This window comes from Thalassospira sp., from assembly GCF_040218635.1.
In the GTDB taxonomy this organism is placed as follows: domain Bacteria; phylum Pseudomonadota; class Alphaproteobacteria; order Rhodospirillales; family Thalassospiraceae; genus Thalassospira.
Genome location: NZ_JAVJRB010000007.1, coordinates 98,834 through 117,108, shown reverse-complemented (window position 1 = coordinate 117,108; position 18,275 = coordinate 98,834). Strand labels below are relative to the sequence as shown.

The following is an 18,275-nucleotide window of genomic DNA, read 5'->3' as shown; positions in this document are numbered from 1 at the left end:
AAAAGTCTGCTGACGAAGCTAGGACCATTGCCAACAATATCCTCACTGTCTCACAAATCCCAAGCAGATCATTTGGATGAGAAACGGGTCTCGCACTAGTTGTGAACCTTCGTTCCAGAAATAAATAAATCTGTCCCCGTTTTCACGTTTTCAAATTCTTTGATTAAGATCACACACCTTAAAATGCTTTTGATCTCTTCTTTCTATGAGCCACGCATTAAGAGCCTTCAATCAAACATTTTACGATTCAGCAAAGCAAGGACTCGTCAAACCAAACATCCTCATAATCTCCCGCGATTAAAAACCTCCACCCCGGAGCCAAGCCCAAGTACTTAGTAACCTGTGGGCACCAATCATCAAGGTGCTCAACATGCAGTGGTTTGAAAAGATCTGGCTGCACTGAAAGCTCCTCACCCGCATAAATATACCAACCTGTTGTATCTCCTACTGGTGAGTGACGCAGTCCGTGAATAGGTATCTCACCTTCCCGGACGTTAAGTGAGATACCAACCTTTAAATTTATAGGAGAAGAAACAAACTCGGCATCATATTTGCGGCAAAGTTCTTTTTGCATTTCTTCTACGGCTAACATCCTCAAAACCCTAATTCCTTTTTCATTTGCCTAGAATATCTACTCATTGCCGCTCCCTGTCGAGCCGAACACGATGGGTATTGTGGCAGATCATTAGGATGTGAACACTCGTTGTGAACCGTCGTTCCAGAAACAAATAAATCTGTCCCCGTTTTCCCCAAATAAATCTGTCCCCGTTTTCCCCAGGGGGCGCTTGCAAAACCGCATTGGTTCCAGCTTCCAGCACAGAACACAGCTCTCGCAGGACGGCATCAATGGGTAAGGATGGAAATTCAGACATGACAGCTTTCATTAATCGGCAGGATTTGCCAGTTTATGCAGCAAAGCCGCACTTGCTGCAATATCGGCACATATAGCTAGTCTTTGACATCGAACATCTCTGCGATCTCATCATGCGCCATACTGTCGAAGTCACTCGGCGTCACGATTTCGGCACCAGTTAGAAATCCAACACGCTTCGCACCAAGCATTATTCCCCGCTGCCCACCAATCCGTTGCAGAGTTTTCATACCGCGGGTCAAGCCATACAACCGATCCATCTCGCCCGATGCCTTTACCCGGGCCGCCTCCTTACGGGTAAGAGCATAAAGGTTGCGAAATACCGTTTCAGACAATCCGGCCAACGCGGCTTCCTTTGCCGTCCGATCCGGATCGGGATGGGAAAATGAAAGCGGTTTTTCTGGATCAAATGCATCATTCATCGCCGTCTTTTCTATCACGATTGAAAGCGCCCACACCATCCAGCTTTGCGTCCAGCGCATATAGTTCTGTTGATCTGGCCCCAACCGCCCAATCCCGGCGTAAAACACATCGCGCTTGGCATCAAACAGATGTGCGGTTGCCCAATTGGCAATCTTGATAGCACCTCTCACATCGCCAAACCGGCACAGGCTTGCCATGGATTGCGCCACCGCATGGGCATCAATATAGCCGCCTTTACCCGCGAAAGTGCGCGGGATGCCATCATTGTTAAAACAATGGTTTCGGTAGAAAGACCAACCCCGGTCGATTGCACTTTCAAACCCGTCAATACCCGATATGCGCAACCGAACCAGCAGATCAAGGATGTAACCGGTGTGAAATCCATCGACAAAGCGATGATGCCTGCAGGTGCCATAGGCCCAACTGCCATCATCGTGCTGCGCCTCCAATACGCGATGCACTGCCTTGGCTGTTTTGTCGTTCCCCGCTCGAACACGGCTTAGCGCGAAGGCCGCCCACAGACTGGCATTGTGAATTTCGCAATCATCATGGCCTAGATAGGCGAAATAGCCCTCCCGCCAAAGACGGCCTTCGATAAAATCCGCAGCACCGGTCAAAACATCCTGATCAACCGGCATCCCGCCCCGGATCAGCCCGTCAATGACAAAGCTTGTCACAATCGCGTTGCTTTGGCCCCGTTTGGCGTGAAAGGCCCGGGCCTGCCATTCAAACGGATATCCCCAGCCGCCATCGGCATTTTGCATCGAGGATAATGCGGCAGTAAAATCACCAAGAACCACACCCTCGCCAGCCCCGTGTAACAAGGCCAGCGTTTTCGGATTTACCGACGGCGGTATCATTGCAAGCGAACGCAACGCGCGCGGACCGCGCTTGATGGCCTGTAACCAGATCAAGCGGGCAAGCCGAAACCGCCCCAACCCTGATGCCTGAAACAAGCGGCTTTCCAGCCCGTCAAACGGATCCGCCCCGGCATAGCCCTCCTGTTTCATGCGGGCCAAAACCCGATCCCGGATATCGATCAACTGATCTTTATCCATGCTGAGCATTCCCCCGCGCGGCAATCCCGGCAGCAATTCCACAACACATCAAATAATGCCCATAATTCAAACTGTTATCCGTCACCATCGTGACCATCACCGATAACAATATACATACAGATAACCGCGATGGGCGCACCATCCAGATCATGAGAAACCAGCCAATCGTCCAGATCCCGGCCCCAATGATCCCGGTTTCAAACAGCATCCTGAAATGATCGTTATGCAGCGCGCCAAAGGACGCAAAGGACGCATATCCTGACAAAATATGTTCGACCGACCCGGCCCCGAAGCCCAACCATTTATGGGTAGTTGGTGCGGCAACCCACATATCGGCAAAGTCACGCCAGAAGGATAAACGACCGCTGCCATGGGTCATCAAAAGCCGTGGTAAATGATCGGCAACCACCCACGCCGTTGCTGCGATGACGCAGCTACCCACCATCCACGTCCAAATGCTTGAAAACCGAATGCGCCCGGCAAGATTGATCATCATGGCCAGAACCGCAATCCGGGTCTGACTGAGCAGCACGGCAAGGGCGGCAATGCCTGCCACCACCTTTCCACCGCGCCATGCCGTCACCGAACACAGGGCAAAAAGCCCAAGAAACAGGAACGGATGATTAAGCCGCATGCCTTCATGTGTGACGTAAAACGAACTCGATAAAGGCAGATACAAAACCAGTGCTGGCATCATGATCCAAAGACACGCCCGCCCGATCAGCATGCCTGCCAGCAGCCCGACCGGCAGCATCAACAAATTACCAATCAGTCGAAGCTTTTCAGGTCCCGCACCATTGCCTGTCCCCACCAGTGCCATCAATCCGCCAAGCAGGAAAACCCCACATATGACCTCGCCGGAAAACCGTAACCGCCTGCCAAAACCGGCAATCATCAAAAGCCAGAACACCAACAAGATCAGCTTGGACACCATCCCCCCGGCACCCAACAGCCATAGCGAACAAACCATCACGACATTGCCCGCCAGAAACAGCCAAACCGGCAGAGGATTGGCACCATAAACCGCCCCTTGATCCGGGGCAGAAACATTGGCTGGGGTACTGACAACAACCCGATCCGTCATGCCCAACCTCGCGCATTAAACCTGTACGCAGAACAAAGCCATAAGACAGACCGCGCTTTTTTCGCTAGGCTAAAGACATTGTTTTCAAAGCAGATTGGCATGGCTTGATGCATCGGCTGGCGCGATATTGCCTGATGACCCAGATTGTTCTGGCCCCGGCTCTGCTGGGCGGCGCGCGGCCATGGGCGATGGCAATCCTGTCGATTTTGACCAGCATTGGCATTTTGGCCATCTGCCTGATCGCAAACCCCGCCAAACCGCGCCGCTTTCTTCGTCGTATCTGGTTGGTGGTCGCCGTGTTGGCAGGTTGGGCCTTGCTGCAATCTCTTCCGATTTGGCAAATTCAAGACGCGCCGTTTAATGCCCCGCACATTGCGCTTTATCCCGATGCGTGGATAGCCATGAGCGGCAATCTGATCTGGTTGGCGGGCAGTATCACGTTGGCATCCATGATCGCGCAAAGCCGCCCGGACCGGTTCACCTCTGATCTTGCCAAAATCATTATCGCATCCTGCGCGGTCCAGGTTTTCCTGGCTGTTTTGGCCGCGACCTTGGGACTGGAAACCACTTACTGGTTTGCCAAGCAGGCCCATCTCGGCGATTGGACCGGAAGCTTTGCCAACCGCAATGCTTTTGGCAGTTTCATGGGCATTGGCATTCTGGCCTGCCTGTATCTTTACGCTCAAAACCGGGATGGAAACAAAGCCAAACACCTTGATCAATCGGGTGGTCTTTTGGCATTGGCCATCATATTCGCCGCAAGCCTGATCCAAAGCCATTCGCGCAGCGGCATCATCCTTGGCGTCATTGGTATATTGCTTTTCGTCACCTTCAATAGGCCTGCCAAAAACCGGGTAAAGCGGCTGCTTTGGCCCGGATTGTTCGGAGGCATAGCAATGCTTGTGATTGGCCTTGCGGATCCCGATCTTGCAAGCCGCTTTAGCGAACTGGCGCGCTTTGATTTGATCCAGCGCGATGATGCATGGCAAACGGCCCTTCACGCCATTTCGGATCGCCCGATTACGGGATTTGGCAGCAATAGCATCGCCCTTGTCATGGGTCATTTCGCCACCCCGGAGCTTAACACCAACGCCCATTGGTTTAGCAGCCATAACCTGTTGCTGGATGGTGCGATGATGTTTGGCCTTCCCGTTGTCATCGCCGTTCTTATCGCGGGGTTGTTTGCGCTGAAATCCATCTTGAATAGCGCCATCAACCCATCCGACCATGCCTTGGTCGTCGCCTTAATCGGCTTTGTCCTGCTTGGCGGTTTGGTCGGTTGGGTCATGTCCTTACCCTCCCTTATTCTGCCGATTGCGGTATTATGGGTTGGCGTGTTTGAAGCCGGGCTTGCACGGCGTGCCGCAGATTTCGAACGCGTTGATCATAGGGGGCAATCGCCATTGCCTGATCAAACAAGCTTGCGCTGATTTGCAGATCACCGTTCGCGCGCATCACCTCTACCCCGGCAATCAAGGACAATAAAACCGGATCGAATGGTTTAGATTGCAACTGATCCTTGGCAGCCCGCAAAACCAGATCAGCATCCCCGTTTGCGATGGATTGCGCCCATTGGTGTTTGCGCGCTTCATCTTCAAACCCGTCACCATTGGCAAATCCCGTCCGCACATCCGGCAGCGCCATCATGGCCGTCATTTCAGTGCCCAAACGCAGCCCACCCAATCCGATCAAAACAACCGCCAGCAAAACCAAAGCTGCCCTCATGACACCTGTCCTGCTTCTTGGTGTGATGATCCTGCTTTGCCATAGGCCACACGCGGACGTGCGCTGTTTAAAATGATGCCATCGGGGGCAACTCCGGCGGTGCGCAATTGATCCAGTGCATGGCTGATGTCATCGCGCTTGCTCTGCCCGCAGCGCACTGCCAGCAATTTAACGTCAGAACCCCGCAAGGCCACAACGCCATCGGCAATGGACAGGATCGGCGGCGTATCAATGATGACGTACGAAAACCGGGTGCGTAAATCGGCAATCACACCACCCAGTTTCGTTTCAATCAGGCTGGTGGCAATCGTGCCGGGTACCGGCATCCGCGCGCCGATATAATGAACCCCGGTGCTTTGAGGCCAAAGGGCATCTTCAATCTTGCCAGCTCCCGATAAAACGGCGGTCAGATCGACAATACCTTGCTGATTTTCAAAAACTGCAACAGGGCCCGGATCATGCAAATCCGCATCAAGCAGCACAACCGATCCCCCCATTGCCGAGAGTTTATCGGCCAGTGCCCGCGCAAGATGACTTTTGCCATCCCCGGGTGCTGCTGATCCGATGGCGATCACTTGAGATGTATTGTTGGGGGCACCTGCTTCTTTTGTTTTCTTAAGGGCGTTTTGATCCAAGATCCGCATCAAAACCGCCAAATGCCCAATCGCTTCATCCCCCGCCATTCCACTGCCGCTTGCCTCGGGAATGCGGGCATAAAGCGGAATACCCAACCGGCTTTCCGGTTCAAAATCATTGCCAATGGTCTGGTCGAAATAATGGCGCAACACCCCCGCCCCGACGCCCGCAAAAATTGCCACCATCACGGCCATCAAAATCAAATCACGCTTACCGGGAAATTCGGATTGCGTTGGGGCCGTCGGGCTCCGCAATATTTCCACGTCGCCGCGAAATGACGCCAGTTCACGGCGCAGGGCTTGAACATGCAGGCCCAATTCCTGAACATTCTGACGCGTCATCGCAACAGATCGCAGCAATGCCGCCTGTCCTTGTAATCGGGCATGGCGATCCGCCATCCGGCTTTGCCAGTCATCGCGTTGCTGTGTGACCAAGCGCAATTGTTCTTGCGCACCGGCAAGGTTGAGATTGAGCTGATCTGCAACATCATTTGCCAGCTTGGCTAAAGCCCCGCGCAATTCATCCAGTTCGCGGCTTTTGCCCTGCATGACCGGGTGCTTGGGTCCATAGCGTTGATCAAGGGTGGCAAATTCCTGCTTTTTCGCATCAAACTGCGTGATCAGCTGCGCAACAACCGGATGGTTTGCGACGTCCGGTATGGTCAAAAGGTCTTGCAGGCCAGATGCTTGATTACGGCTTCGTGCCGCCATTCGAATGCTTGTCAGTTCCTGACTAAGTTTTTCCGCCTGTTCATCAAGTGCATAGATGCGATCAAGCATCATTTTGCTTTCATCGGCATCCAACACACCCGCTTGCAATTGCCACTGTGCCAGATCAGCTTCATGAACATTCAGCTCATTTTGGGCGGTTTCAAACTGCACTATTGCTTCGGCAAGTTGCCGGCGCATAACGCGTTTTTGCCGATCTTCACGTTGCCAGACATAACTTTCGATCACTGCGCGCAACACCGCCTGACTGACATCCGGATCATGGGCGGTAAATCCGATTTCAATCACAGCAGCATTGCCAATGCGGCTTGCATCCAGACCGCCACGCAACTGATTGACCCCGCGTTGCTCTGCCGGTTCTGCAATCGGTACGTTGGCTGCGCCCAACACAGACCGCACCAATTGCGTCAATCCACCTTCAGACGGTTTGGGGCTGAGCAAAACACCCTCGCCGCGCAGAACGGCAAGTGCCGTGGCAAGGAATTCCTCCCCCTTGATCTCGGCAATAACCGTTTCGATCATCTGCGCGGTCAACGGGTTTTGGCGAAGGGCCGTGCCCGCAGTCATTCCATCTGTCGGCATTGTAGCCGCATCAGACAATCCGATTTCGGCAACCGCCCGATAATCTGATTGCCAATTGCTGATCAATATCAGCAACCCGACAAACACAGAAACAAACGCCAAAGCCACAACCCCGCGGCGCTGCCACAAAATAGAAATCAGATCACGCAAGGATGGATCAAAACGGTCTGTCTGTGTTTCCGTCATCTTGGGCTGACATCCTCAAGCTCGGGAATGCGGACAGTATCCTTTTCCTCATCAGCAAGCCCCCACGTCGCCTCATCGGCAAACAACGCAAAAGTGCCACTGTTGAGCGATTGGTAAGACGGGATTTGAATAACGCGCGGTGCTTTTGCGGGCTGTTGGATCACGTTGGATGCGGATACCTGCACACCACTTTGCGCCACCAAAATCGGGTCCCTAAACCCGTCGCGATTTCGCTCCCCACCGCCAAAGACCCTTGCAGCCAATTCAGGTGCGGTTGTTTGCACAAGGCTGGCAAACCGTTCTGGTTCAGGGTGAATGTTTAAAAGCTGCTTGACCACCCCGCCCAACACCGCCTCAAGCAGAAAACTGTTCGCCCCCATACCGGCCAAAACCACATCAAGCATTCTCAGGAATGCCCGGATAGATGTATCCGCAGCCTGCCAGTCAATTTCGCTATCTTTGATATCGGCTGAAAGTGCCTCATCTGGCTGAACCAGAACAATATTCACGATCTCGGCGATGACATCTTGCACATCGTCTGGATCAGAAATTCCGGCTAATTTGGCAGCCATCCAGTCCGCTGCTACCTTTGGCTCACCTTGGGCAAAACCATCGGTCCAAACCACTTGCGCATGGGGGTCCCCGGCGCACAGCATCATTGGGGCAATAACGCCAATGAACGCGATCTGCTTAACCCAATGACGGAGCCTTTTGGTGTGATGCGCAACGATGCCCGGCACGACCAGTTTGGCAAAGCCGACCAGCCCGCGCGCATAGCGCGGGATCATGTATTTTGGTTGGCACATAATGCGCCATAAAAATTCCAACCCTGCCTTTTGCCAGATCAATGGCGCACGGGTGACGTCGCCTGCCAGCACATCAAACGCGCCGCCAACCCCCATGGCAAACCGGCACCCGGTTTGAACAGAAAAACGTTCAATGAACAGCTCCTTGCGCGGGGATGGCAAGGCAACAAACAGTGCATCTGCGCTGCTTTTCCGAACGATTTCAGCAAGTTTTGCATCATCGGGTTCATAGCCATGATGCATCCCGGCAATCACAAGATCGGGGTATATGGCGGATATTTTGATTGAAAGTTTTTCAAGCACATCTTCACGTGCACCGAGTAAGAACACGCTGACCCGCTGCTTGGCAAAGCGGGGTAAAAGGGCACTCATCAGATCAATACCCGTTACCCGCTGGGGCAGTTTGATCCCCATCAGGCGGGCCGCCCAAACAACCCCCATGCCATCGGCTGACAGGCATGTGGCATTTTCAAGGGCGCGAAGCAGGGCTCTATTACCAATCGCCTGCGGCAGTTTCACAGCATTCAAAGATTGCTGACGAAAACATGGATCGACTTTCGGCTTGGCTGAATGCGCAAGCCAATCACAAATATCGGCACACAGCTTTTCCTGCCGCCGAACATCAAGTTGCAAACCGAAAAACGCTGTTTTCCCCTGTGTCATGCACCGCCCTGCCAGCCCCGTTTCAACGGCTCTTTTTCCCAACCATCCCGCGTATTTATTGTGTGTCCTTCGATACTTATGCCAATGGACAGGTATCGTTTAATTCGTTGATGGCAATGGTAACTTATGATTGAGTTGTCGACAACAATGGCATCCATAAGCGAGTAAAGCGGTGAAGGTAGCATTGCTGACAAACATTGTTCCGCCCTACCGTTTCAATGCCTATGAGGCATTGCACATCCACGCCAAAGCCGCCGGTGGTAGCTTGACTGTGATCTGCACCCATCACAGCGAACCGCAGCGCAATTGGCCCTTGCGCGATGCGCAGTTCGGGCACCAGCTCTTGCGCGGCATTCACCTACGCCTTGGTGAAAATCGCCTGTTTTCTCTGCCCTTCGGAACGCTAAGCACCTTAAACAGCATCAAGCCTGACAGCCTGATCCTTGCCGGTTTTGGCATTGCGCACTGGCAGGCGCAAAACTGGGCCCTCAAACAGGCCATTCCCACCATCCTGCAATTTGATGGTTGGTCCGGATCGGACAAATTTTACCTCAACCCTGCACGCCGATATGTCCGGCACAGCATGGTGGCAAAAGCAGATGGTTTCATTGCCGCAGGATCACGCGGCCAAAATTGGTTTGAAAACTACCGCGCAGATCCGCACGCCATCGGCGCCGCACCGATCCCGACATCTTTTCAATCCTCCCCCTCCATGCAAAACCGCCCATTTTCCAAGCGTCGCTATGATGTGCTTTGGTGTGGCCGCACAACACAGGCCAAGGGGTTTGATCATTTTCTGGAAATTGCCTCCAGCTTGGCCAAAGCCGGTACCATCCATAAAATCGGCATTGTCGGCAGCACCGATAGTGCGGCAACGGCCCACGCAATCAACGAATGTGGTCTTTCAGGCATCACGGACATTCACGGGCAACTTCCTCCGGAACAACTTCCGACATTCCTTGGCGATGCCAAGCTGTGTCTTTTCCCAAGTCACAATGACGCATATGGCGTTGGCGTGGTTGAGGCCATTTCTTGCGGTGCTGTTGCCTTGGCAAGCCCTGCTGTTGGCTGTGCCCCCGATTTGCTCGAACGCAACGAAATCCTTCCAACAGGCAACACCACGGATTGGGTTGCCGCCTGCACCCGACTTCTTGAAAACCCCGATGCTTGGGATCGTGCCCGCCAAGCCCAAGCATCCAAAATCCGGTTTAACACGCCACAACACCACGCAGACATTATGTGGCAGGCTGTCACACGGGCGACCCACACGTCAAAGGCGATCCGCCGATGGAACTGATCAAACCGTCGGGTTCCGCCATTGCCTCTTCCCCGTCAGTCTGGATGATCAGCCGGATTGATCAGGCCGCTATTCTCGCATCCCACCTTGCCCGACAAAACCGGTTGGTCCGCTGGGACAGTTTCTGGCGTCATGACGGAACCGGGGCGATCACCCCGCTGTCTCGGCAAGTCGATCCAATAGTACACACAGTTCCCGGTCGGCATTTGATCCCCGATATGTTGGCAAAGGCCGCACAAAAGCTTCGCCTGCCCGCCCACAACCTTTATTCCGATGTTCCATTATCCGTGATCGCAGCCTTGCATGTGCCCAAGGCCGATATCCTCCATGGACAGGGGAATTACAGCCTGCCCGCCATGCGGCGCGCCAAGGCGCTTGGCATGATCACGATATCGGACGTCACCGGCCAACTGGCCGAAATACGGCAGCTACAGTTGGCAGATGAATATGCCACCCACCGAAAAACCTACCGCGAGATATCCGCGTTCCTTGCCCGACGCCGCACAGAAGAAGCCAAGTTTGCCGATGCAGTTTTCGCGCCATCCGATACGGTTGCCGATGGGCTTCAGCGATGTGGCGTGGACCTTAAGAAAATCTTCCTCGTGCCGTTTATATCGCCCTTATGCCAGACGCTTTTAGATCGAAAACGCGCAGTCAAGAATGATACCGTCATCCGCCTTTTATATGTTGGCAATCTGTCCCTTGCCAAAGGAACGGCAACACTTTTGGCGGCTTGGAAATCCTTGCGTGATCGGTTCCGACTGCGCATCGAACTCACCCTTGTCGGTGCGGCGAAACCCTGCGCAAAGGACCTTCTTACCCGCTTGCCCGATGGCTGTGAATGGCTGGGGCCATTGCCGCAGGCCGCGGTCGCCGATCTCATGCTGGCTTCTGACATCTTTGTGTTTCCCAGCCTGTCAGAAGGCAGCAGTCTGGCAACGATGGAGGCCATGGCAGCAGGCTGCGCAATCATCACGACCTTTGACGCCGGAAGCCCGGCGATTAATCAGATCAGTGGTTTGATCATTCCGCCGCGTGATCCATCCGAAATTTCAGCGGCAGTGTCCGCGCTGATCAATAATCCAACCATGCGCCGAAACATCGCACAGGCCGGACGTGATCAAATCGCACGCGATATGCAAATCGGATATGGCAACCGGGTCGATGCGGCTTACGAAGCGGTTTTGTCGCGCCATGGAAAATAAAACGCGCCACAAATTATCGCAGACCCTCTATCCGCTGTGGTTCGTCGGCGCCAATCTGGTTGCCCGTCTGGGCGGCATGATCATTCTTGTTCTGATCGGGCATGCTTTTGCATCAGACATGCTTGGCGCATACTTTTCGATGCTGGCACTGGTCGGGCTTGCCGTGACTGCGACACAGGCCGGAAGCGGCCCGCTTCTGATCCGCTTTGCACAATCAAATCAATATCGCTTCGCGCTGGGCATTGTCATCATCCGGCTCCTCATCGCCGTCATAGCAACCGCCATTGTTATGATCACCACCCCTGAACCACTTACCACCTATTGGCCGCTTATATTGATGCCAATGGCGGCCGCCTTATCCCCGGACTGGAAGATTGCGGCCCGAACCGAGTTTTCCCGGCTGGGGGCCATTGCCGTGATTGCGCAACTGGTCGGGATTTCAACGGCAATCTGGGCGGTCATGTTTGATCACGCCATTGCGCTGTTTGCTATTGCGCCCAGCATTTCGATTTCCGGGTTGATTGCCTCATCCGTCCTTGCGGTTCATCCAAGGAAACCGCAACCAGCCTTTTTCCCCGGCCACACACCCAGTCGGACAACGACCTATGGGCTGATCGGGTTCACTTTACTGGCGGGCTGTTTGCCAAATCTGGATTTCGTTTTACTCGGGCAAGACAATGACGCGCTTTTCATGGCCCAGCGGGTTTTTCTGTTCTGCGCCGGGTTGCTTGCCGCTATTGCGTCCACCTTATTTGCCAAACGCCAATCCGGCACCCTTCGCGATGTTTGGCTGCTTTTCCCGATGGCTGCGATATCGCTTGTTCTGATGGGGGCACCCGATCAGGTTGCGATGCTCATTTACGCCGCACCAAGCCCTGAACTCGTTGCGGTGCTTCAACAGGGTGCCCTTTGGCCCCTATTGCTCGCCCTGCTTACCCGTCAAATTCTGACTTTGCAGGAAATGGCAAATGCCGCTTGGTTGGGGTGGCTCTGCCTGATCGTTCTGATCGCAACGGCATTGCTGATATCACCCATAACGGCTGCTACGGACGTTATTGTGTTTGCGCAATACCGTCTGGGCCTTCTCATCGTCGTTCTTGTTGCTTGGTCCGCGATCACATCAAAACGTCGGGTTTCAGCATGACAAAACTGCAAACCACAATAGACGACACCCACCTGATCAAAGGCCAATTTGGCGATATCAGTTTCGGACCGTGGGGCATTGAATGTTCAGACAAAAATGGCTTCATCACCCTGACAGACCGGACCCGAAACGCTCATTTTCAAGATGGCATCTGGCACCTGCCAACCGGACGTCTCAAAATCGCCCTTCACACCCGACAGGTCGATGCCAACCGGATCACCATTGCGGCAAGCTTTACCGCCCTTGATGACATTGCTTTGCAAGATGCCGTCATCCGACTGATCTTTGACAAGGCTGCGATTAAATCCGGCATAATTAATGATCAGGTTTTTGCCCATACCAACAGCGACAAATACCGTCTTTTTCCGACCAAACGGGCGCAACTTATCGGAACGTCAGGACAGCGCATTACGGTAACGCTTGGCGCAACAGAAGGCGCAGGCCGGTTTGATCCATATCTCTATTTGCGTGATCGCGATGATCTTTGGATCATTCACGCCCGGCTTTTACCCCGTGATCCGGTCGATTACGTCTGGCTCCGCTGGGCCAATCGGCTTTTCACCTTATCGGCCCCAGACCCGATTGCCCGATGGGTATGGAAAACAGCACCGCTTAAAAACCTGCTGTGGCGTATGCGCGAACGGTTGGGGCGTAGATGCCCTGAAATACAGGCCGTGCCGCTGAATACCCTTCTCAAAGGACAGGTCTTATCGCTGGAGGTGACATGTCATTTTCAGTAACCCATGCCGCGATCACCCAACGCTGTGCCAATTTGTCCCATCTGATCGCCGATAATCTGGCGGACCGGCAATCAGATGATGGCAGTTTTCCTCTCCCTGATTTTTACGCCAAAGCCTTCGCCGCCAATCTATGGGCCCGAATTGATCGTGATACCTATCGCATCAATATTGATCGCGCGCTTCGTGCCCTGACGCACCAGCCACAAGATAAAAGCTACCACCGCGAATTTATCGAATATGCCCTGCTTGATATGCCGGGTTTATCCCAACAAAAACGTTTGGAAATATTGCGCGCATCCTCCAACCAATGCCCGGATGTTGCCAATTGGCAAGTCCTTGGCCTGATCAATCGCCAATCGCGTGCAAACGGAATTTGGGACAGGCTCGTTAGCATCGCCCATTACCACTTCACTCGATCCCGCTATTGGCGTTCTCCAGTCTTTCTGGATCGTCCACGCTGTTTTTCTGCGCAATATCATGCCTTTTGCGCGGCCCTTTTGGCCGACAGCCAAAACCGGCCTCAGCAAAAAATGGCAAAACCCGCGACCCGATTGATTGCAGATATGACCGGCTCACACGGATACGCCAATTTGCTTGGCCGAGGTGCTGGGCAAAGCTTTGGCGCGGTATGTGCGCTTTTCACCCTTTTGAAATACGGTGCAACAGATCAGGCTTGTGCAATCCTGTGTCACCTTGAAGATGCATTTGATAAATGCGGCTCTTTGCCGCTAAATCTGCTTGCCCCTTATCTGCTTCCACCCAATCCCGCCCCTGCAAACCCGAAAACACCCGGATGGTATAGCTATAATCGCCATGACGATTATCTCGCCTTTGCCGGATATTGGCTGTTAAAGGCAGCCAATCTGCCTTCCTCTAAAACCGCGTTCGCGTTATCCGAAAAGCCCAACCAATCTTCACAGGTCTTTCTCTTTTCATCCAGGCACTACCACGCCCAAATGGCATTAAGCGGCGAACAGTGTTTTGACTACACTCCTGCCCCGGTGATCGTTTCTGGCCACGATGAAAAAGCCTGCCTCTTGCTCCCGCCGACAGGCGGCGAACAGGACAGCCCGAGCCTCTACGGTCCGGCGACCGCTCCGCTTCCGGCATTAGATGGCGGTAACGTGGCCCGCTTTGTCAGCGCGAAACGACGTTCTTCAAACCAAGTCGATATCACCTTTGAACTGGCTGGCATCACAGGTCAAAGAAGCATCATTTTCGAAGACAAAGAAGTCACTATCACAGATCAACTTCCAAGCACCCTGCCGCAAAGCCCTAGTCTGTTACGCATTCTCATTGATGGAAATTTGGACCTTTCGCAAAAATCCAACACAGAATTCGTCGCCCCCAAAACCGGGATTACAATCACATCAGATCATCCACTTACCTTTTATAAGACAGATGCCTTTAGTGCAGCCGGTGCCGCAACCCGGATCACCGCGCGCGGGTCAAACTGTGCAACCCTGAAACTTCGGTGGGAGGATCAAGAATGAGTCATCCCATCACCCTGATCACGACCGTGCGCAATGGCGGTATTTTCCTTGATCCCTTTGCCAACAACATCACGGCAAGTTTGCGCCCGCAAGATCGCGCCATCATTGTCGATGATGGATCAGACATCCCTGTCAAATTGCCTGACATCTTGCGAAACGATGATCGCATCACATTAATAAGCCCCGGCCCTATCGGACGTGGTGCCGCCTTGAACCTTGCGATTGAAAACGCGCCAACCGATCTGATCGCCATTCAGGATATTGATGATCTTTCACTGCCCGGTCGCCTTGAACACCAATCTGAATTCCTGAGCCACAATCAGGACGCCCTGATTTTTACCCGTGCGATAACTGACCCATGGCGACCATGTTTTGGCCGTTCCCACAATATCCCCGCAGCCCGCCTATATCTTGGCAATCCGCTGCATCATTCATCGCTTACCCTGCATCGCGATGTCTGGCAACGCGCCGGTGGGTATCCATCCGATATCCCGTGTTGCATCGATCTGGAATTTTATCTGTGTGCTTGCTTGGTTGGCGGTGCATCAATCTGGCGGCTGAATGATGTCTTGATTGAACGCAATCTGGATCCGAAAACCCGGCACTTTGCAGGGATCCCGGCCAAGACCTATCACACCACACGACAACAGGTGCTGGGTCGCTATCAGGCAAAGGTTTCGCCGTCCTACTGGCTGGCTTTTGCCAAAATCAGAAACATCCTAGCGGGGCCGAAGGACCCAGCATCATGACCAAACGCGCAAAAATCATCGCCATGGTGCAACTTCCACCACCGATGCATGGTGCGGCAAAAATGAACCAGCATGCGGTTGAGGCGCTGTCAGATGATTTCGACCTTCATCTGATCGAAATGCGCTTTGCCACGGATCTTTCAGATATCGCGCGATTCTCGCTCCGGAAACTATCCGTCGCCATTTGGCTGTTGTTGCGTCTTATCTGGACCTTGCCCGGAAGTCGTGCCCTTTACATCTGCTTTGCACCATCCGGTGGGGCCTATTACCGCGATTGCCTGTATGTGTTGATGGCCAAGATGTTCGGTGTTCCGGCCATCCTGCATATCCACGGGCGCGGCCTGCCAAAAATGCGGCAATCGCGTTGGGGACATTGGCTGCAAAACCACGTCCTTGCCAAACAAACCGTTATCTTGCTGGGCGAAACTTTACGATCCGAGGTTGCTGGGCTTGCATGCAATATCGCGATCATCCCCAATTGCCTTGATGGCACCGCCTTTGCAACTGCCCCAACAGATGACTGGCACCCGCAGAAACAGGTTAAAATCCTGTGGCTTTCGAACCTGTTTCGCGCCAAAGGCATCGAAACCCTGATTGCCGCCTGTGCAGTGCTTCGGGATCAGGGAATGCCATGCGACCTGACGATTGCGGGTGCACAGGGCGATATGAACGAAGCAGACATCAAGGCGCTTCTGGCTGTCTTTGCCATGACCGACACAGCCCGCTATATCGGCCCGGTTTCCCAATCAGATCGCAAAGCAGCCTTTGATCAAGCCGATCTTTTCGTTTTTCCCAGCCACTATGCCAACGAGGCCCAACCGCTTGTCGTGCTTGAAGCCATGGCAGCAGGTATTCCCGTCATCACAAGCAACATCGCAACCCTGCCGGAATTTGTGCGAGATGGCGAAACCGGGCGATTATGCCCGCCCGAAAATCCGGCGGCACTGGCGAACGCAATCAGGGATGCCGTCGGTTCTCCAACACAGACAACAAGAATGCTCGATGCTGCATATCGCCTGTGTCAGGACCAGTTTCGCCGCGATCAGTTCGCCCGATCACTCCGTGATCTTGTCTGTGATGTGATTGGTCATGACGCGCAAAACGCTTCACATTCAAACCATGAGGTCGCAGAATGCCCTTCTGCACATACCCGCCCCACGACCTCAGGACCCAAACCAGATGACCCGTGACGAGTTTAATAATTTTTGCAAATCACTGCCACACACCACCCATGTCGTGCAATGGGGTGGTGCGGATGTCTGGAAGATTGGCGGCAAGGTGTTTGCAATTGGTGGATGGACCAAAACCGATACGCTTGGCATCACGTTCAAAACATCCGAAATCGGTTACGAGGTTCTAAAAGAACAACCCGGCCTGCGTCCTGCGCCCTATCTTGCCTCACGCGGCATGAAATGGATTCAGCATTACGACAAACCGGGCCTTGCCGATGATGACCTGCAAGGCCACATCGAATACTCATACAATTTGGTGGCCTCGGGCCTGACCAAGAAATTGCAGCGCGAACTTAATCTTCACCAAAATTGAATAATCAGCGCGATTATATCGGTTTACAGACGCCAAAGATCGATATCCGCCGGCACCGCATCGCGCGGCAAAACCGCACGCACATCGGCAACAAAGCCCTTACCGTCTTTAAGAAGGCTTTCGACCAGCGGCCAGCCCTTGGTAACATATTCCTTGTGCGACACAGCCAGAACCAGCGCATCGGCCGGTTTAAGGTCACCATCGCCACACAGTTTCAAGCCATCAAACTCATGGGCCACTTCGGCGGCATCTGCATGCAGATCATGCACCTGAACCGTAATCCCGGCATCTTCAAGCTCACGGATAATATCGATCACGCGCGTATTGCGGATATCGGGCACATCTTCCTTAAAGGTCAGGCCAAGAACCGTCACAGTCGGGTTTTTGGTCGCACCTTCGCGCAGCAATGCGCGGATAACCTTGTTGGCAACCACTGTACCCATGCCATCATTGACCCGACGACCGGCCAAAACCACCTGCGGGTAATAGCCAAGTTCTTCGGATTTATGGGTCAGGTAATAAGGATCAACACCAATGCAGTGCCCGCCCACCAGACCGGGCGTGAATTTCAGGAAGTTCCACTTGGTCCCGGCGGCTTCAAGAACATCACGGGTATCAATGCCTGCACGATCAAAAATCAGCGACAATTCATTCATCAGCGCAATGTTGAGATCACGCTGGGTGTTTTCAATCACCTTGGCAGCTTCAGCCGCCTTGATCGTTGGTGCCTTGTGAATGCCCGCAACAACAACGCTGCCATAGACATCGGCGACGATATCAAGGGTCGCCTGATCCTGACCGGAAACCACCTTCGTGATCGTGGTAAAGCGATGTTCGCGGTCGCCCGGATTGATACGTTCCGGCGAATAACCAACCGTGAAATCGGTCCCGGCTTTTAGCCCTGAAACATCTTCAAGGATCGGAACGCAGACCTCTTCGGTCGCACCGGGATAAACCGTGCTTTCATAAACAACGATGTCGCCTTTTTTAAGGATGGCGCCAACGGTTTTTGATGCCGAACGAAGCGGTGACAGATCAGGACGGTTTGAACTGTCAATCGGGGTTGGCACGGTGACGATATGGAAATCAGCCTTGGCCAGATCTTTCGGATCATCACTGATCAAAAGGTCGGCTGCGGCCAGCTCATGCGCATCAACTTCACCGGTGGCATCATGACCGGCATTAAGCTGCGCAATACGCGACGCATTGATGTCAAAGGCAACGGTGCGCCCGATGGATGTTCCGAATGCAACCGCAACCGGCAATCCAACATATCCCAACCCGATAACAGAAATCTTGCGCCCGTGGCTCATTGCTCAACCCTTGAAAAGAAACTCTTG

The 18,275-nt window shown here is 53.5% G+C and carries 15 protein-coding genes; 9 read left to right on the top strand and 6 right to left on the bottom strand.

All coding sequences use genetic code 11. The features are described 5' to 3' along the window. Window positions 1–247: 247 nt before the first annotated feature. The 3 genes from RIC05_RS06960 to RIC05_RS06950 all read right to left on the bottom strand — a co-directional run bounded on the left by RIC05_RS06960 (window position 248) and on the right by RIC05_RS06950 (window position 3,436). Window positions 248–592 carry an immunity protein Imm33 domain-containing protein gene (locus RIC05_RS06960; RefSeq protein ID WP_350046474.1) on the bottom strand — a complete coding sequence of 115 codons (345 nt, stop codon included), beginning with the start codon at window positions 590–592 and terminating at the stop codon, window positions 248–250. 356 nt (window positions 593–948) lie between these two features. Beyond that, the gene (locus RIC05_RS06955) at window positions 949–2,352 is read right to left on the bottom strand and encodes a prenyltransferase/squalene oxidase repeat-containing protein (RefSeq protein WP_350046473.1); all 1,404 of its coding nucleotides are present in this window, start codon (window positions 2,350–2,352) and stop codon (window positions 949–951) included. Next, window positions 2,345–3,436 carry an O-antigen ligase family protein gene (locus RIC05_RS06950; protein WP_350046472.1) on the bottom strand — a complete coding sequence of 364 codons (1,092 nt, stop codon included), beginning with the start codon at window positions 3,434–3,436 and terminating at the stop codon, window positions 2,345–2,347. The genes RIC05_RS06955 and RIC05_RS06950 overlap by 8 nt, the downstream gene beginning before the upstream one ends. Before the next feature lie 134 nt (window positions 3,437–3,570). Between RIC05_RS06950 and RIC05_RS06945 the strand changes: the two genes are divergently transcribed. Then, a complete protein-coding gene (locus RIC05_RS06945) occupies window positions 3,571–4,866 on the top strand; it encodes an O-antigen ligase family protein (protein ID WP_350046471.1) in 1,296 nt (431 codons plus the stop codon). A gap of 291 nt (window positions 4,867–5,157) precedes the next feature. Here RIC05_RS06945 and RIC05_RS06940 read toward each other — a convergent pair whose 3' ends face one another. Together RIC05_RS06940 and RIC05_RS06935 are read right to left on the bottom strand one after the other, a co-directional pair. Continuing rightward, a complete protein-coding gene (locus RIC05_RS06940) occupies window positions 5,158–7,293 on the bottom strand; it encodes a GumC family protein (RefSeq protein ID WP_350046470.1) in 2,136 nt (711 codons plus the stop codon). Next, on the bottom strand, window positions 7,290–8,762 hold the full coding sequence (locus tag RIC05_RS06935; protein ID WP_350046469.1) for a WecB/TagA/CpsF family glycosyltransferase: 1,473 nt from the start codon (window positions 8,760–8,762) through the stop codon (window positions 7,290–7,292). Before RIC05_RS06935 ends, RIC05_RS06940 begins: the two co-directional genes overlap by 4 nt. Window positions 8,763–8,934: 172 nt before the next feature. Between RIC05_RS06935 and RIC05_RS06930 the strand changes: the two genes are divergently transcribed. From RIC05_RS06930 to RIC05_RS06895, 8 genes are read left to right on the top strand one after another with little or no spacing between them, the layout of a single operon-like run. Then, complete coding sequence (locus RIC05_RS06930; protein WP_350046468.1) at window positions 8,935–10,059, top strand: glycosyltransferase family 4 protein; 1,125 nt, start codon at window positions 8,935–8,937, stop codon at window positions 10,057–10,059. Continuing rightward, a complete protein-coding gene (locus RIC05_RS06925; RefSeq protein ID WP_350046467.1) occupies window positions 10,050–11,264 on the top strand; it encodes a glycosyltransferase family 4 protein in 1,215 nt (404 codons plus the stop codon). Before RIC05_RS06930 ends, RIC05_RS06925 begins: the two co-directional genes overlap by 10 nt. Further along, window positions 11,254–12,408 (top strand): hypothetical protein, encoded by a 1,155-nt coding sequence (locus tag RIC05_RS06920; protein WP_350046466.1) that lies wholly within the window; start codon window positions 11,254–11,256, stop codon window positions 12,406–12,408. Before RIC05_RS06925 ends, RIC05_RS06920 begins: the two co-directional genes overlap by 11 nt. Next, window positions 12,405–13,148 carry a hypothetical protein gene (locus RIC05_RS06915; RefSeq protein ID WP_350046465.1) on the top strand — a complete coding sequence of 248 codons (744 nt, stop codon included), beginning with the start codon at window positions 12,405–12,407 and terminating at the stop codon, window positions 13,146–13,148. Before RIC05_RS06920 ends, RIC05_RS06915 begins: the two co-directional genes overlap by 4 nt. Continuing rightward, a complete protein-coding gene (locus tag RIC05_RS06910; protein ID WP_350046464.1) occupies window positions 13,133–14,641 on the top strand; it encodes a hypothetical protein in 1,509 nt (502 codons plus the stop codon). Before RIC05_RS06915 ends, RIC05_RS06910 begins: the two co-directional genes overlap by 16 nt. Next, the gene (locus tag RIC05_RS06905) at window positions 14,638–15,390 is read left to right on the top strand and encodes a glycosyltransferase family 2 protein (protein WP_350046463.1); all 753 of its coding nucleotides are present in this window, start codon (window positions 14,638–14,640) and stop codon (window positions 15,388–15,390) included. Before RIC05_RS06910 ends, RIC05_RS06905 begins: the two co-directional genes overlap by 4 nt. After that, window positions 15,387–16,580, top strand: a complete 1,194-nt coding sequence (locus tag RIC05_RS06900; protein ID WP_350046462.1) for a glycosyltransferase family 4 protein — start codon at window positions 15,387–15,389, stop codon at window positions 16,578–16,580. Before RIC05_RS06905 ends, RIC05_RS06900 begins: the two co-directional genes overlap by 4 nt. After that, window positions 16,570–16,935 carry an MmcQ/YjbR family DNA-binding protein gene (locus RIC05_RS06895; RefSeq protein ID WP_350046461.1) on the top strand — a complete coding sequence of 122 codons (366 nt, stop codon included), beginning with the start codon at window positions 16,570–16,572 and terminating at the stop codon, window positions 16,933–16,935. The genes RIC05_RS06900 and RIC05_RS06895 overlap by 11 nt, the downstream gene beginning before the upstream one ends. Window positions 16,936–16,958: 23 nt before the next feature. Here the strand turns inward: RIC05_RS06895 and RIC05_RS06890 are convergent, their stop codons facing one another. Beyond that, window positions 16,959–18,248 carry a nucleotide sugar dehydrogenase gene (locus RIC05_RS06890; protein WP_350046460.1) on the bottom strand — a complete coding sequence of 430 codons (1,290 nt, stop codon included), beginning with the start codon at window positions 18,246–18,248 and terminating at the stop codon, window positions 16,959–16,961. Between the last annotated feature and the right edge of the window lie 27 nt (window positions 18,249–18,275).